Below are 15042 nucleotides of genomic sequence, written 5' to 3'. Positions count from 1 at the left end.
TTACTCGGTCTTGACCGGCACTGCGGAGATCCGCACGTCGGGTCCGCTCATGGTGACGTCTTCGATGGCGAAAGGCAGCGCCTGGGTGATGGTGTTCACGCCGGCGTCCAGCAGAGCGGCGGGCCCGGCCCCCAGCAGTATCGGGGCGACGTAGACCAGCACACGGTCCACACGGTGCGCCTTGAGGAAGGCACCGGCCAGTCTCGGCCCGCCTTCGAGCAACACGTCCACCACACCCCGTTCGGCCAGCGCGGCCAACACCTCGTCGGGGTCGTGGCTCCGCACGTGCAGCGTCTCCGCCGCGTCGTCCAACACGCGGGCGGCCGCGTCTATTTCGGACGTGCCGACGACCACGCGCAGCGGCTGCCGGTCCGACAGCGTGCCGTCGTCCTCACGGGCGGTGAGCTGCGGGTCGTCGGTGGTCACGGTGCCGGTGCCGGCGACGATGGCGTCCACCTTGCGGCGGATGTCGTGCACCTCGGCGCGGGACATCGGGGAGCTGATCCAGCGGCTCGTGCCGTCCGCCGCGGCCACGCGGCCGTCGAGGCTGGCGGCGTACTTCCACGTGACGTGCGGACGGCCCGTACGGGCGTAGTGCAGCCACGCGCGCAGCGGCCCCCGCTCCACGTCCTCACCGAGCAGGCCGCCCTCGACCTCGACGCCCGCGGCGCGCAGCACGTCAGCACCGCCGGCCGCTCGGGGTTGGGGTCCGGGACCGCGTAGAACACGCGCTTGATGCCGGCCGCCAGCAGCGCCTGCGTGCACGGCGGCGTGCGGCCGTAATGCGAGCACGGCTCCAGCGTCACGTAGGCGGTGCCGCCGCTGGCCCGCTCCCCCGCCGCGCGCAGCGCCATGACCTCGGCGTGCGGGCCGCCGGGCGGCTGCGTGGCACCGATGCCGACGATCTCGCCGCCGGCCGACACGATCGCCGCCCCGACCGGCGGGTTGGGGCTGGTGACGCCCCGCGTCGCCTCGCTGGCCTCGATCGCCGCCCGCATTGCGTCGGTCATCGGGCCGCCTTGGCCCGGAGCTTGCGGACCGCCTCGGCCGGGTCCTGCGCGCCGTAGACCGCCGAGCCGGCCACGAAGCAGTCCACGCCGGCGTCGGCCGCCTGCTCGATGGTGTCGTCGTTGATGCCGCCGTCGATCTCCACCAGCAGCGTCAGGTGGCCGGTGTCGACCAGTCGGCGGGCGGTGCGGACCTTGTCCAGCACCTCCGGCATGAACGACTGGCCGCCGAAGCCCGGCTCGACCGACATCACCAGCAGGGTGTCGTAGTGCTTGAGGACGTCCACATAGGGCTCGAGCGGGGTGCCGGGCTTCACCGACAGGCCGGCCTTGGCCCCGGCCGCCCGCAGGTCCTTGGCGATCTTGACCGGATCGGCGGCCGCCTCGACGTGGATGGTCACGTTGTAGGCGCCGGCCTCGGCGTACCCGATGGCCCAGCGGTCCGGGTCGTCGATCATCAGGTGGCAGTCGAGCGGGATGTCCGTCGCCTTGCGCAGCGCCTGCACCACCGGCAGGCCCAGGGTCAGGTTGGGCACGAAGTGGGCGTCCATCACGTCCACGTGCAGCCAGTCCGCGCCGGTCACGGCGTTGGCCTCCTCGCCCAACCGGGCGAAGTCGGCGGACAGGATGCTCGGGGCGATCAGCGGCGACTGTGGCACAGACCGAGTCTAGTTGCCGGACCCGCATGTATCCGGCCGCGCGCCGATCGTCCCGATAGGCCGTAGGTCACATCTACCAGGTCAGGCCGAAGCCCAGCGGGAACAGCGGCGTCTTGCCGTCGCCGTCGTTGACCGGCTCCTGGGACGCGCTCTGCGGCCAGCTCACCGGCAGTTTCCCGGTCGGGTGGACGGTGCCGAAGAGCACGTCGGCCACGCCCTGGCCCTCGGTGCCCGGCAGCCACGACTCGACCAGCGCCCGCCAGTCGGGCAGCTGCGCGCTGATGTCAAGCGGCCGGCCCGACACGAGCACGACCACCACCGGCACGCCCGATGCACGCAACCGATTCAGTGTGGCCAGGTCCGTCTGGTCCAGTCCCATGCCGCCGGGCCGGTCGCCCGCGCCCTCGGCGTACGGGGTCTCGCCGATGACCGCGACGGCCGCGGTGTAGCTGGAGTTGATCCCGTTGCCGTCACGGTTGTACGTGACCGAGCCGGCCCCGGCCACCGTGTTGCGGATGCCTTGCAGCACAGTGGTCCCGGGCGTGACGTTGCCGCTGCCGCCCTGCCAGCTGATCGTCCAGCCGCCGCTCTGGTTACCGATGTCGTCGGCCGACTTGCCGGCCACGAACACCTTGGCCGACTTGGACAGCGGCAGGATGTTGCCGGCGTTCTTCAACACCACCTGGGATTCGCGGACGGCCTGCCGGGCGGTTGCCCGGTGTGCCGCGGAGCCGACGGTGCCGGTGAAGGTGCGGTCGGCCAGCGGGTGCTCGAACAGGCCCAGCTGGAACTTCTTGGTCAGGATGCGTCGGTTGGCGTCGTCGATCCGGGCCCGTGAGATGTGGCCGTTGTTGACCTCGGTGCGCAGCATGCTGATGAACTGCTTGTAGTTGGTCGGCACCATGACCATGTCGATGCCGGCGTTGATGCTGGCGTCGATGTCGGCCGCGGAGAAGCCGGACTGGCCGTCGATCTGGTCGATGCCGGCCCAGTCCGACACCACGAAGCCGCTGAAGCCCAGCTCGCCCTTGAGGATGTCGGTGATCAGGTGCCGGTTGCCGTGGTCCTTGACCCCGTTCCAGCTGCTGTACGAGATCATCACCGAGCCGACGCCCTTGTCCACGGCCGCCTTGAACGGCGGCAGGTGAATGGCCCTGAGGTCGGCCTCGGACAGCTGGGTGTTGCCTTCGTTGACGCCGCCGGTGGTGCCGCCATCGCCGAGGTAGTGCTTTGCCGTGGCCAGCACGGACGCCGGTGCCGCGCCGAGCGTGGTGCCCTGGAGGCCCGTGACGATTGTGGTCATCGAGGTCGCGATGCTGGGCACTTCGCCGAAGGACTCGTAGGTGCGGCCCCAGCGGTCGTTGCGGGCCACGCACAGGCAGGGCGCGAAGTCCCAGTTGACGCCGGTGCCGGCGACCTCCTCGGCGGTGGCCCGGCCGATCTGTTGCACCAGCGCGGGATCACGGGTCGCGCCGAGGCCGATGTTGTGCGGGAAGATCGTCGCGCCGACCACGTTGTTGTGGCCGTGCACCGCGTCCGCGCCGTAGATCATCGGGATGCCGAGCGGGGTGGAAAGCGCTGTCCGCTGGAAGCTGTCGTACATGTCGGCCCAGGACTGCGCGGTGTTCGGGCTGGGCGCGGAGCCGCCGCCGGACAGCACCGAGCCGATCCGGTACGTCGCGAGGTCGCTCTGCGGATTCAGCGCGGTGCGCTCGGCCTGGGTCATCTGGCCGAGTTTCTCGTCAAGGCTCATCCGCGCCATCAGGTCGCTGACCCGGTCGGCGACCGGCAGGGCCGGATTCTGGTACGGCAGGCCGGCGTGCGGCTGGGCGGTGGCCGGCGTGGTCACCGCGGCGATGGCCAGCAGTGCTGCGGCGGCGGCGAGGACTGGGCGCGGAATCCTGATGCGGGGCAAGGGAACCTCCTGGCAGGGAAGTGCGCGGACGACCCGATGAGAGGCGGCGTGCGCTCCTGGAAGCGCTCCCATATCTCGCACTATACGTCCGGTTGTCGGCTGTGCCCAGGGGTGCGAGGGTGCCTCGGCACCGTTGCATCCTTCCGACCTATCGGATTCATTCCTTCACTCTTGCATTAAGTCGTGTATTGACGCTTCCTCCTGTCCCCCAATAGCATTCGAAGCCGTCGGAGCCGCCCTGACACCGTCCTCTCCCACCGATGCAGGAGGACCCGAGGTGGCCCGTATGCGGACCGCGGCGATCGCCGCGGCAGCCCTGACCCTGACCGCGATCTCCACCGCCGCCGGCGCACTGCCGGCAGCCGGCGCACCCCAGGCGACGCCGGACTTCGGCCCCAACGTGACGATCTTCGACCCCTCCATGTCGGCGTCGTCCATCCAGAGCAAGCTCAACTCGGTGTTCTCCGCGCAGGAGAAGGCGCAGTTCGGCAACGCCCGCACCGCCCTGCTGTTCAAGCCCGGCACCTACAACGTCGACGCGAACGTCGGCTTCTACGAGCAGGTCTCGGGCCTTGGTCTACTTCCGGGCCAGGTCACCATCAACGGCCAGGTGCACGCCGAGGCCGACTGGCAGGGCGGCAACGCCACACTGAACTTCTGGCGTGACGCGGAAAACCTGACCATCAATCCACCGGGCGGCACCGACACCTGGGCGGTGTCCCAGGCCGACCCGCTGCGACGGGTGCAGGTCAACGGCAACCTGAAGCTGGACGACGGCGGCTGGTCGTCGGGCGGCTTCCTGGCCGATTCCCGGGTGACGGGCCAGGTCCGGTCGGGCAGCCAGCAGCAGTGGCTGTCGCGCAACGACCAGATCGGCGCGTGGACCGGCCAGAACTGGAACATGGTGTTCTCCGGTGTGCAGGGCGCGCCGGCAGCCAACTCGTTCCCGAAGCCGCCGTACACCGCGGTCGCGCAGACTCCGGTGATCGCCGAGAAGCCGTTCCTGTACGTGGACAGCGCCGGCAACTACAACGTGTTCGTGCCGGCCTTGCGTACCAACAGTTCCGGCACGTCGTGGGCCAACGGCAATCCGGCCGGCACGTCGTTGCCGATCAGCGGCTTCTACATCGTCAAGCCGGGCGACTCGGCGGCGACGATCAACGCGCAGCTGGCCGCCGGCAAGAATCTCCTTGTCACGCCGGGCATCTACCACCTCAACCAGACGCTGAACGTGACCCGGGCCGACACCGTGGTGCTCGGGCTGGGCATCGCGACCCTGGTGCCGGACAACGGGATCACCGCCATCCAGACCGCCGACGTGAACGGCGTGAAGATCGCCGGGCTGCTGATCGACGCCGGCCCGACCAACTCGCCGGTGCTCATGCGGGTCGGTCCGACCGGCTCGACGGCCAACCACGCCGCCGACCCGACCGTGCTGTCCGACGTGCACTTCCGCATCGGCGGCGCCGGTGTCGGCAAGGCGACCCAGTCGCTGGTCGTCAACAGCAACAACGTGATCACCGACGACACCTGGCTGTGGCGGGCCGACCACGGCAACGGCGTCGGCTGGAACAGCAACACCGCGGCCAACGGCCTGGTGGTGAACGGCAACAACGTCACCGCGTACGGGCTGTTCGCCGAGCACTACCAGCAGTACCAGGTGATCTGGAACGGCAACGGCGGCAAGACCATCTTCTACCAGTCCGAGATGCCCTACGACCCGCCGAACCAGGGCGCGTACATGAACGGCTCGACCAAGGGCTGGGCGTCGTACAAGGTCGGCAGCTCGGTGACCAGCCATGAGGCGTGGGGACTCGGCGTCTACTGCCTGTTCGTCAACGACGCCAGCATCTCCAACGCGCACGCCATCGAGACCCCGAGCAGCGGCGTCAAGTTCCACGACATGGTGACCGTGATGCTCGGCAGCAACGCCGGCACGATCACGCACATCGTGAACAACACCGGCGCCGCCGCCGGTCCCGGACACACCGTCCAGGACCTGGTGAGCTTCCCTAAATTCGGCGCAGCACCTGGCAGAACATCGCGTCGGTGCCGTGCCGGTGCGGCCAGAGCTGCACGTGCGGGCCGTCGCCGAGCTGCGGGACACCCGGGAACAACTCCCGGGTGTCCACGGCCTCGGCCAGGCCCTTGCGCACGATGTCGCTGGTGACGCCGATCGTCTCCCGCAGGTGCGGCGAGCACGTCACGTACACCACGACACCGCCGGGGCGGACCAGCTTCAGCGCGGCGGTGAGCAGTTCACGCTGGAGCTTGGTCAGGTCGGAGACGTCATCGGGCTTGCGACGCCAGCGGGCTTCGGGCCGGCGGCGCAGCGCCCCGAGGCCCGTGCACGGGGCATCGACGAGCACGCGGTCGAAGCTGCCCTCGGGCAGCCCGGAGTCGCGGCCGTCGGCGACGTGCACGGTGATTTCCAGACCGGTGGTGGCCTTGCGCACCAGCTCAGCGCGGTGCGGGGCCTTCTCGACGGCGTCCAGCGTGGCCCCCTGCAACCGGGCCAGGGCGGCCAGCAGCACCGCCTTGCCACCGGGACCGGCACACAGGTCCAGCCAGCGCTCGTCCCGGCCGTCGAGCGGGGCCGTGGTCAGCGCGAGGGCGCAGAGCTGGCTGCCCTCGTCCTGCACGGCGGCCAGCCGCTCACGTACGGGCTCCAGGTCGCCGGGGTCGCCGGAGCCCGGCTCCAGGTGCACGCCGTAGGGCGAGTACGGGGCGACGTCGCCGCCGGTGATGGCGGCGAGCTCCTCGTTGCTGACCTCGCCCGGCCGCGCGGCCAGGTGGACCAGCGGCCGGGCGTCGTCGGCCGTCAACGCGGCCGCGAGTTCGTCGCCCTTGTCCCCCAAGGCATCGGCAAACGCTTGCGCGATCCACTTGGGGTGGGCGTTGGCGAAGGCCAGGTAGCCAACCGGGTCCTCGGGGGCGAGCTGCTTGACCCACGCCTGCTCGTCCTGCTCGCCGACCCGCCGCAGCACGGCGTTGACGAAGCCGGCCGGCCCGGATCCGTGCGCACCCCGTACAAGGTCCACAGTGGACGCCACCGCGGCGTGAGCCGGAATCCTGGTACGCAGCAACTGGTACGCACCCAGCCGCATCGCGTCGAGGAAAGGTCCGTCTATTTCGGACAGTGGACGGTCCGAGCAGGCGGCGATGATCTCGTCCAGCAGCCCCTTGGCCCGCGCCGCACCGTAGGCCAGCTCGGTGGCCAGCGCGGCGTCGCGGCCGTTGATGCGGCGGTCCCGCAGCAGCTTCGGCAGCACCAGGTTGGCGTACGCGTCGCGCTCGCGGATCGCCTTCAGCGTGTCCCAGGCGGCCTGCCGCGCCGGGTCGTCCTCCGGCGGGCGGCGCGGTCCCTGGCGGCGGGCCGGCGGGTGCTGGCGCTCCGGCCGGGACGGACGCCTGCTCGGTCCGCCGCTTCGCTCCGTCACGCCAACCGCTCCCCTGCTTCGATCCTCGAGCCGCGCGCCCAGTCGGTCGCGGCCATTCGCTTCTTGCCCGGCGCCTGCACGTCGCCCAGCTGCACGGCGACAGTAGACGTGCCGACGAGCACGCGCTTGCGCTCCACCCGGATCTCGCCGGCGGCCAGGTCGTCCACATCGGACAGCCGCACCGGCCCCAGCTTGAGCCGCTCGTCGCGGAACACCGCCCAGGCCCCCGGCTCCGGCGTCACCGCGCGGGCCAGCCGGTCCACCGCCTGCGCCGGGTGGGAGAAGTCCAGGTGCGCATCGTCCACGGTGATCTTGCTCGCGTAGCTGACGCCGTCGGCGGCCGGCTGCTCCCGGGCCTCCAGCGTGCCGTCCTCGATCCCGTCCAGGGTCGCGACCAGCAGGTCCGCGCCGGCGACGGCCAGTCGGTCCAGCAGTTCGCCGGCGGTCTCGTGCGCGCCGACCTCGACCGTCAGCGTGCCGAACATCGGGCCCGCGTCCAGCTCCTTGACGATGCGGAACGTGCTCGCGCCGGTGATCTCGTCACCGGCCCGCACCGACGCCTGCACCGGGGCCGCGCCACGCCAGGCCGGCAGCAGCGAGAAGTGCAGGTTCACCCAGCCGTGCCGCGGAATGTCCAACGTGCGCTGCGGCAGCAGGGCCCCGTACGCGACGACCGGGCAGCAGTCCGGGTTGATCTCACGTAGCCGGTCCAGGAACTCCGGCGCGCCGGCCTTCTCCGGCGTCAGCACCTCGATGCCGTGCTCGTCGGCCAGCGCCCCCACCGGGCTGCGGACCAGGTGCCGACCGCGGCCGGCCGGGGCATCCGGCCTGGTCACGACGGCCGCCACCTCGTGGCGTTCGGAGGCGATCAGCGCCCGCAGCGAGGGCAGCGCGACCTCCGGCGTGCCGGCGAACACCAGCCGCATCAGTGGCCACCGCCGAACAGGCTGTGCGGGCTCTGCTTGATCACGGGGGCCGCGCCGGTGAACCACTCCGCCTCGCGGATGGCCTTCATGGCCTCCTTGCGGGTCGCCTGGTCCAGGCGGTCCAGGAACAGCACGCCGTCGAGGTGGTCGCTCTCGTGCTGGATGCAGCGGGCCAGCAGCTCGCTACCCTCGATCTCGACCGGCTCGCCGTGCATGTTCCAGCCCTTGGCCACGATGTGCAGGTGGCGCTTGCAGTCCCAGGCCATGCCCGGGATGGACAGGCAGCCCTCCGGGCCCTCCTGCATCTCCTCGCCGACCACGTCGAAGGTGGGGTTGACCAGGTGGCCCTCGAAGCCGTCGCAGTGGTAGGTGAACACCCGCAGGCCCACGCCCAGCTGCGGCGCGGCCAGGCCGGCGCCGCCCTTGTCCTCCATGGTCTCCCAGAGGTCGGCGACCAGGCCGCGGAGTTCCTTGTCGAAGTCGGTCACCTCGGCGGCGCGGGTGCGCAGCACCGGGTCCCCGAACAGGCGGATGGGCTGGACGGTCACTGGTCTCCCTGGGCTGTGGCGGTCTGGCCGCCCCAGTTTAGGAGATCAGTGCTCTGCGTAGTCGGCCCCCACGAACAGCACGGTCGCCAGGGCCAGGATGAAGTGCCCGGTGAACCTGGCCGCGGTCAGGAGGGCCTTGAGCAGCTGCGCCGGCCAGTGGACGGTGATGGTGGTCGGGGTGGCGGTCAGCGTGGTCATGGTGTCTCCTCCGGTGGATCGTGACTCAAGGTTCGCTCCCGCGGTCGTCATCGGGCGTCGGCGTGCGGTCGCATTCCGTCGGTCATCCCTCGGGATGACCGCAACAACCTCGCGGTTGCCGGACACCTCATGGCATGAGGCAGGGGGAACAGGTGCTGGGGCCCAGTGACGGCGAGCTGTGGGCCGACGAGGCCTTCACCGAGCTGTTCGAGCGGCACGCCGAGGCCGTGTGGAACCACGCCTACCGGCTGACCGGCTCGTGGTCGCTGGCCGAGGACCTGACGTCCATGACCTTCATGACCGCGTGGCGGCGGCGTCGCGAGCTCACCCTGGTGCGGGACAGCGCCCGGCCGTGGCTCTACGCCGTCGCCGGCTTCCTCGCCCGTACCGAGTTCCGGCGGGCGCACCGGTTCCGTTCACTGATCGCCCGGCTGCCGCTCGGCCGTGACCAGGTCGACCATGCCGATGACGTCGCCGACCAGGTCGACTCCGACCAGGGGATGAGCCGAGTGCTCCTCGCCGTCGACCGGTTGCCCCGGGCCGAGCAGGAGGCCGTGCGGCTGTGCCTGCTCGGCGACGTCTCCACCGCCGACGCCGCCGTCGTGCTCGGCGTCGCCGAGGTCACCGTGCGGTCGCGGCTGTCCCGGGCCCGTGCGCGGCTGCGTTCGTTGCTTCAGGAGGAGATGTAGCCGTGGAACTGCCCCCGTACCGGGAGATGCCGCCCGAGGTCCGGCTGCGGTTGCGGGCCCGTGTGCTGCCCGCGTTCAGCCCACGCCCCAGCCACCGTGGCGCCTACCTTGTCGCCGCCGCCCTCATCGCCACCGCGTGCGTCACCACTGCGTTGCTCCTATCCCCTGCTCGCACCCCCGCCCCCGTCGCCTCGCCCTCCGTGTCCCCGTCGTCGGCTCCCGCTTTGGCCGCCGGCTTGCGCCTGAGCACCTACTGCCCCGACCACGGCTCCGGCTCCTGGGTCACCGGCCCTTACCTGCCGCGCCCCGACGGCGGCGGCGTCCAGCTCGCCCTCGAGACCCGCAGCAACACCCTCGGCCTGTGCGTCATCACCGGCGGGCACGGCACGTGGTCCTCGACCACCTGGCAGAGCATCGGCCCGACCAGCTACACCGCCTTCCACGACCTCGGCCTCGCCTACGGCGTCACCGCGAGCAACGTCGCCTCCGTCACCGTCGACAACGCCCCCGCAGCCTTCGACACCGGCATGTTCCTCGCCGAGGCCTCCGGGCCGTTCACCCTCATCGCCCGCGACGCCCAGGGCCGGATCGTCGGGCAGGGGACGGTGAACTAAATTGACTCTGCCATTAAAATGACTGCATAATGCAGTCATGACCTCCGTTCTGACCATCCGCGACGTGCCCGACGACGTGAAGGCCGCGCTCACCCTGGAAGCGCGGGAGCGCGGCCAGTCGCTCCAGGCGTATTTACTGGCCGTCCTCAAGCAACAGGCTGCGTTCAGCCGTAACCGACAGCTGCTCGTTGAAATCGAGCGGGATCTGGCCGAGGGTGGCGGGGCCGGGGACGACGCACCCGACGCGGCTGATGTGCTGGACGCGGCTCGCCGCGAGGCCGGGCACAGCGGCCGCCGGACGCACGGGGACGGCGGTGCCGCGTGATTGTGGTCGACGCCTCGGCGATGTCGAACATGCTGGTATACACCGACGAGCGCGGTCGAAAGGCTCGCGCCGTACTGGCCAGGGACATCGAATGGATCGCGCCGGAGCACTGGAAGGCCGAGGTCTTCTCCGTCGTTCGAGGGCTGACGCTCGGCGGAAAGATCACTGAGTCACAGGCATCTCGCGTGGTGGGCCTGCTGCCGCGTGTCGGGGTGAAGACCGTTTCGCTCGACGAGCTGCTGCCGAGGATGTGGGAGCTTCGCGGCAACGTCAGCGGCTACGACGCCGCGTACGTCGCACTCGCCGAGGCGCGCGGCGTGACCCTCGTGACCGCGGATGGCCGGCTTGCCCGTACCGCGATGTCCTTCTGCCGGGTCGAGCTGGTCGGTTAGAGCAGTTCCAGCGGGTCCATGCGGACGCGGACGGGGTCGGGGTCCTTGCGGGCGGTGCGCACGCGGATGGCGGCGGCGACGGCTTCGGCGAGGGCGCGGCCCTCGGCGCGGGAGGTGCGGACGAGGGCGCGTTCCTTGTCCTCCCCATGGGAATCGGTGCCGAGCGGCACGGGGCCGAGGATCTCGCCGGTGGCGGGTAGGCGGAGCTCGTCGAGCACGGCGTTGACGGCGTCGGGGACGCCGTCGATGGTGGCCATCCGCACAGCAGGCGGGAAGCCGAGCTCGGTGCGGCCGGACAGCTCCAGGTTGGCGTGCCAGACGGGGTCCCAGCGGACGAGGGCCTGCACGGTGGGCAACGACGACTCGGCCGTGACGATGACGCGGCCGCCGCGCGTGCCGGGGACGACCATGCCGGCGGCGGTCATCCACAGGCGGAGGGCTTCCTCGGTGGCACGGAGGTCGGCGCGGCCGAGGATGGCCCAGCCGTCGAGGAGCAGCGCGGCGCCATAGCCGCCGACGGCGTGGGGCTCGGCGCCGGGCGTGGCGACGACGAGTGCGGGCGCGTCGGGCACCTCGGCCAGCACCTCGCCAGCGCCGGAGGTGCGTACGACGGTGCCGGGGAACGCGCGGCCGAGCTCCTCGGCGGTGCGCTTGGAGCCGACGACCACGGCCCGCAGCCGGCGGGAGCCGCAGGCGGCGCAGCGGAACATGACCTCCACGGCCCCGCACCACCGGCATTCGGCCGGGCGTGGCGCGCCGTCGTCGTTGCCGCCGGGCAGGGACAGCGGCCCGGCGCACTTGCGGCACTGCGCCCGTACGCGGCAGTTGGCGCACGACAGCGCCGGCACGTAGCCGCGGCGTGGCACCTGCACGAGCACGGGCCGTCCGGCTTTGAGGGCCTCGCGCGCCGCCTCGAAGGCGATCGCCGGCAGCCGAGCCGTACGGGCTGCCTCGTCGCGCGCCAGCTGCGTGTCGGTCTCGCCGATGGCCGTGACGCGCGGCGCGGCGGCGCGGAGCTGCTCCCGTGACGCCACGATCTCCGGCGCCCATCCCGTGTCCACGAGCAGCTGCGCCTCGGCCGTACGGGCAAAGGCCGCCACGAGCAGCGACGCCCCGGCCATGTGCGCTCGCTGCACCAGCACGTCCCGTACATGCGGATACGGCGCCAGCTGCTCGGCATGGCCGCTGTCGCCGTCGTCCCACACGATGAACAGCCCGGGATCGGCGATGGGCGCGAACGTGGCGGCCTTCGTGCCGACGACCACTCGTACCGTGCCGCGCAGCACCGACAGCCACCGCTTGTAGCGCGCTTCCGGCCCGAGGTCGGCCGACAACGCCACGACACCGTCGATGATGGCGTCACACGCCATGAAAACGCGTTTCACGTCACGGTAGTCCGGCACCACGATGACCACGCCCTTGCCCGTGGACGCCACCGTCGCGGCAACTTCGGCCAGCCGCGCCGGCCAGTCCTCCCCCGGCAGCGCCTGCCACACCGCGTTGGCCGAACGGCCGTTGGCCAGGGCATCCAGGTAGGCCGGGCCACGGGTGTACCGCTGCCAGCCCTCCGCCGCCGGACGCGCCGGCGGCGCCACCGGATCGTCAGCCGGGCGCGCCTCTGCCCTGGCGTGGCGGGGCGGGACCGCCAGCCTCAGCACGTTGGCCAGCGACCCGACGTACCGGTCGGCCACCGCGCGGGCCAGGCCGTGGATCTCCGGCGTCAGCACGACTTCCGGCGACACCACCCGTTCGATGTACTTGATCTTGTCCGCGACCTCGGTGTGCGCCACCCGCTCCAGCAGGAAACCATCGGTCAGCTTGCCGCGGAACCGCACCCGCACCCGCACCCCCGGCTGCGCGTCGGCATCGCACTCCGCCGGGATCCGGTAGTCGAAGGGGAAGTCGAGGTGGTACGGCAGCGGCACGTCCACACTCACCCGCGCGACAGCCGCGGTGGCGGCGGGCTGCCGCTCACCACGCCGGACCTGCCCGCTGGATGCCACGCCTGAGGTCTACCAGAGACACCCCGCCAATGCTGTGAAGGGGCCTTTCCTGACGTTCAACGTGAGGAAGGGCCCCTTCCAAGCGAAGGTCCACACGCGACGCTTACACGTGCTTCCAGGTGCAGGTGAAGTTGGTGCCGCCGGACAGGCCGGACACGGCGTCCTTGGTGACTCCGCCGCTGGCCTGGGTGATCGGGTCGGGGTTCTGGCCGCCGATGGCCTGGCCGTTGGCGGTGGCGTTGCTGAAGGCGACGCTGCCGAAGTCGGCCAGCGGCAGCGTGCCGTTGCTGTCCGACGGGGCCTCGGCGATGATCTCGGCGCTGGCCAGCTTGGCCGCCGAGTAGGTCTTGTTGATCGTGTGGCTCCAGCCCCGCGTGGTGTCGGCGATCTTCAGCGTGAACTTGCCGCCGGTGGTCTCGGTCACGGATGCGGTGAAGTGGTCGCCGGGGCGCACGGTGTCGCTGAAGTTGACCGGGTAGGCCGGGTACATCTCGTACCAGGCGTAGTACTCTGCCTGCCCGTTGATGTAGTCGACCTCGGTCCCGAGCTGCTCGACGGAGTTGCTGCCGTCGCCGTCGATGCCGACCCAGAAGCTGGAGTACGCGTCCTGGGAGGTGGCCTTCACGGACGGCTGCACCCAGCTGGCCGACACGCTGGTGAACTTGGCGCCGGTCACGGCGTAGCCGGCCCAGTTGCCGCTGGTGCTGTGCGACAGACCGTGGTTCAAAGGCTTGTGGACGTGCGGCGCGGGGGCGGCGGTGGCGGTCGGAGTGGCCAAGCCGACCAACGCCAGCGGGGCGAGCACGGCGATGGCGATACGCAGGCGCGTGTTCACGACGGGTTCTCCTCGTGCAGGGGTGGGAAAACGCTGCACGGCAACGCTAAGGAGGCACGCCCGGCCGGCAGAAGCGGGAAACCCCTTGGCACGAACCCTTGAATCAGTCAGACCAGCGCAAAGCGAACCAAAGTTCCATCCGCCGCTGCACATCGGACAGGTCGATGTCCAGTTCCCGGGCCACCACGCCGATCCGGTGCCGCACGCTGTTGCGGTGCACGCCGAGCTCGGCGGCCGTCCGGTCCCAGTTCCCGTTGCACGCCAACCAGATTCGCAGGGTGTGCACGAGCTCGGGACGGTCGGCCAACGGGGCCAGCACCGAGGCGGCGAATCGGGCGGCGGCCCCGGGATCGACCAAAGCCGACACGCCGTCGGCGGCGGTCACGGGCCGGCCGACGGCCACGGCCCGGTCCAGCATGCGGCCGGCTTCCCGGTCAGCGGCCGGCAGTTCTCCGACACCGACCGGCGAGCTCACCGCCAGCAGCCAACCGGCCGCTTGTGCCGCAACGACATCCGGCGAAGTCGTGACGACGGCACGCAATTCGCCGTTTTCGACGTCGACGAACGCGGTGCCGAGGTCGATGTCCTTGGCCTGACTGGATTTCCGCCGCCCCCGCACGACCCGGTACTCCCGGCCGTCGTCGTCGCCGAGCAACATTTTCGTGACCAAACGACCGTCGGCCCGCTCGGCCAATGCCAACAGCGCCAAGGCAACCGCGATCACCGCGCGATCGGCCACGGAGAACGGCACCAGGGCACCGACCACCAACACCCGGGCGGCATCGACCGGATAGCCGACGACATGCCACGGCCCGACCTCCGTGGCGGCGCTACGCGGACCACTGCCTCCACGAAGCCGCGACGCCAACTCCACGACCACCGGATCGACGTCATCGATCCCGGCCTGCGCAGCAACAACGGCGTCGTCCAACAACACGCACCACCAGTCGGCCAGCGTGGCCAACTCCGCCACCACCGCCTGTACGGGATCGGGTCGCAGCGCCGCACGGGTCAACGCCGACTGCGCCTCGGACAGCCACCGCAGCTCCGCGTGCTCGGCCTCGGCCAGCGCCACGCCCACGGCCTGACTCACGGCGAGGAACGGCGTCGACGGCGGCAACGCAAGCAACGGCAATCCGTGCCGCGCGCACGCCTCAACCAAAACGGGCGGCACCTCGTCGTACACGGGCGTGACGCCGAAGCCCAGTGCCTGCACGCCGGCCACGACCAGCCCGCGCACGTACCCGTCGACGTCATCGGGGAAGTTCACGCCGGCGGTCAGCAGCAGCTCCCCGCCGAGCAGGTACGGCACCGGGTCCCGCAGCTCGCTGACGTGGGCCCACCGGATCGGGCGGTCCAACTGGTCCGACCCGGTGAGCACGGCCAGCCGCAGCTCCGGCCGACGCACCAGCGCGCCGAGAGGGACTGTGGACGTTCTGCCCGGTGACATGGCACGAGATTGTGCACTTCGGCCACAGCGGACGCACCCCG

Annotated in this window: 13 protein-coding genes and 2 pseudogenes; 5 read left to right on the top strand and 10 right to left on the bottom strand. The window is 71.0% G+C overall.

All coding sequences use genetic code 11. The annotated features are described in order from the left end of the window. The 3 genes and pseudogenes from ribD to M3Q35_RS01865 form a co-directional block, all read right to left on the bottom strand. A pseudogene (ribD, locus tag M3Q35_RS01875) lies at positions 1-1010 on the bottom strand (bifunctional diaminohydroxyphosphoribosylaminopyrimidine deaminase/5-amino-6-(5-phosphoribosylamino)uracil reductase RibD). Further along, entirely contained in the window at positions 1007-1666 is a 660-nt protein-coding gene (rpe, locus tag M3Q35_RS01870) for a ribulose-phosphate 3-epimerase (RefSeq protein ID WP_273939816.1), read from the bottom strand. The pseudogene ribD and the gene rpe overlap by 4 nt, the downstream one beginning before the upstream one ends. A 73-nt stretch (positions 1667-1739) precedes the next feature. Then, positions 1740-3566, bottom strand: a complete 1827-nt coding sequence (locus M3Q35_RS01865; protein ID WP_379793830.1) for a glycoside hydrolase family 3 protein — start codon at positions 3564-3566, stop codon at positions 1740-1742. 301 nt (positions 3567-3867) lie between these two features. On the opposite strand from M3Q35_RS01865, the pseudogene M3Q35_RS01860 reads away from it, so the two are divergent. Continuing rightward, positions 3868-5595 (top strand): annotated as a pseudogene (locus tag M3Q35_RS01860) (coagulation factor 5/8 type domain-containing protein); the annotation flags it as partial. On the opposite strand, the gene M3Q35_RS01855 reads toward M3Q35_RS01860, so the two are convergent. From M3Q35_RS01855 to M3Q35_RS01840, 4 genes are read right to left on the bottom strand one after another with little or no spacing between them, the layout of a single operon-like run. Then, positions 5594-7021 carry an RsmB/NOP family class I SAM-dependent RNA methyltransferase gene (locus M3Q35_RS01855; RefSeq protein ID WP_273939815.1) on the bottom strand — a complete coding sequence of 476 codons (1428 nt, stop codon included), beginning with the start codon at positions 7019-7021 and terminating at the stop codon, positions 5594-5596. The pseudogene M3Q35_RS01860 and the gene M3Q35_RS01855 sit on opposite strands and share 2 nt — an antisense overlap. Next, positions 7018-7947: a methionyl-tRNA formyltransferase gene (gene fmt, locus M3Q35_RS01850; RefSeq protein ID WP_273939814.1), complete on the bottom strand. Its 930-nt coding sequence runs from the start codon at positions 7945-7947 to the stop codon at positions 7018-7020. Before fmt ends, M3Q35_RS01855 begins: the two co-directional genes overlap by 4 nt. Then, the gene (gene def, locus M3Q35_RS01845) at positions 7947-8495 is read right to left on the bottom strand and encodes a peptide deformylase (protein ID WP_273939813.1); all 549 of its coding nucleotides are present in this window, start codon (positions 8493-8495) and stop codon (positions 7947-7949) included. The genes fmt and def overlap by 1 nt, the downstream gene beginning before the upstream one ends. Positions 8496-8540: 45 nt before the next feature. Then, the gene (locus M3Q35_RS01840) at positions 8541-8693 is read right to left on the bottom strand and encodes a hypothetical protein (protein WP_273939812.1); all 153 of its coding nucleotides are present in this window, start codon (positions 8691-8693) and stop codon (positions 8541-8543) included. Positions 8694-8827: 134 nt separating this feature from the next. On the opposite strand from M3Q35_RS01840, the gene M3Q35_RS01835 reads away from it, so the two are divergent. The 4 genes from M3Q35_RS01835 to M3Q35_RS01820 are packed head-to-tail and all read left to right on the top strand — an operon-like array spanning position 8828 to position 10713. After that, positions 8828-9382, top strand: coding sequence for an RNA polymerase sigma factor (locus M3Q35_RS01835; protein ID WP_273939811.1), 555 nt, complete (start codon positions 8828-8830; stop codon positions 9380-9382). A 2-nt stretch (positions 9383-9384) separates the two neighbouring features. Beyond that, complete coding sequence (locus tag M3Q35_RS01830; RefSeq protein ID WP_273939810.1) at positions 9385-9996, top strand: hypothetical protein; 612 nt, start codon at positions 9385-9387, stop codon at positions 9994-9996. A gap of 37 nt (positions 9997-10033) precedes the next feature. Continuing rightward, positions 10034-10321 carry a FitA-like ribbon-helix-helix domain-containing protein gene (locus tag M3Q35_RS01825; RefSeq protein ID WP_273939809.1) on the top strand — a complete coding sequence of 96 codons (288 nt, stop codon included), beginning with the start codon at positions 10034-10036 and terminating at the stop codon, positions 10319-10321. Then, on the top strand, positions 10318-10713 hold the full coding sequence (locus M3Q35_RS01820) for a type II toxin-antitoxin system VapC family toxin (protein ID WP_273939808.1): 396 nt from the start codon (positions 10318-10320) through the stop codon (positions 10711-10713). Before M3Q35_RS01825 ends, M3Q35_RS01820 begins: the two co-directional genes overlap by 4 nt. On the opposite strand, the gene M3Q35_RS01815 is transcribed toward M3Q35_RS01820, so the two are convergent. The 3 genes from M3Q35_RS01815 to M3Q35_RS01805 form a co-directional block, all read right to left on the bottom strand. Further along, positions 10710-12716: a primosomal protein N' gene (locus M3Q35_RS01815; protein ID WP_273939807.1), complete on the bottom strand. Its 2007-nt coding sequence runs from the start codon at positions 12714-12716 to the stop codon at positions 10710-10712. The genes M3Q35_RS01820 and M3Q35_RS01815 overlap by 4 nt on opposite strands. Positions 12717-12819: 103 nt before the next feature. After that, the gene (locus M3Q35_RS01810; RefSeq protein WP_273939806.1) at positions 12820-13551 is read right to left on the bottom strand and encodes a G1 family glutamic endopeptidase; all 732 of its coding nucleotides are present in this window, start codon (positions 13549-13551) and stop codon (positions 12820-12822) included. Positions 13552-13654: 103 nt separating this feature from the next. After that, entirely contained in the window at positions 13655-15001 is a 1347-nt protein-coding gene (locus M3Q35_RS01805; protein WP_273939805.1) for a PucR family transcriptional regulator, read from the bottom strand. Positions 15002-15042 lie beyond the last annotated feature (41 nt).

This window comes from Kutzneria chonburiensis (assembly GCF_028622115.1).
Classification (GTDB): domain Bacteria; phylum Actinomycetota; class Actinomycetes; order Mycobacteriales; family Pseudonocardiaceae; genus Kutzneria; species Kutzneria chonburiensis.
This window is presented reverse-complemented; position numbering and strand designations above follow the sequence as displayed.

Excerpts from the sequence above, each read along its gene's own strand:
- M3Q35_RS01825 (WP_273939809.1), top strand. The coding sequence starts at position 10,034 with ATGACCTCCGTTCTGACCATCCGCGACGTGCCCGACGACGTGAAGGCC.
- M3Q35_RS01805 (WP_273939805.1), bottom strand. The coding sequence starts at position 15,001 with ATGTCACCGGGCAGAACGTCCACAGTCCCTCTCGGCGCGCTGGTGCGT.
- M3Q35_RS01840 (WP_273939812.1), bottom strand. The coding sequence starts at position 8,693 with ATGACCACGCTGACCGCCACCCCGACCACCATCACCGTCCACTGGCCG.
- fmt (WP_273939814.1), bottom strand. The coding sequence starts at position 7,947 with ATGCGGCTGGTGTTCGCCGGCACGCCGGAGGTCGCGCTGCCCTCGCTG.
- M3Q35_RS01835 (WP_273939811.1), top strand. The coding sequence starts at position 8,828 with ATGAGGCAGGGGGAACAGGTGCTGGGGCCCAGTGACGGCGAGCTGTGG.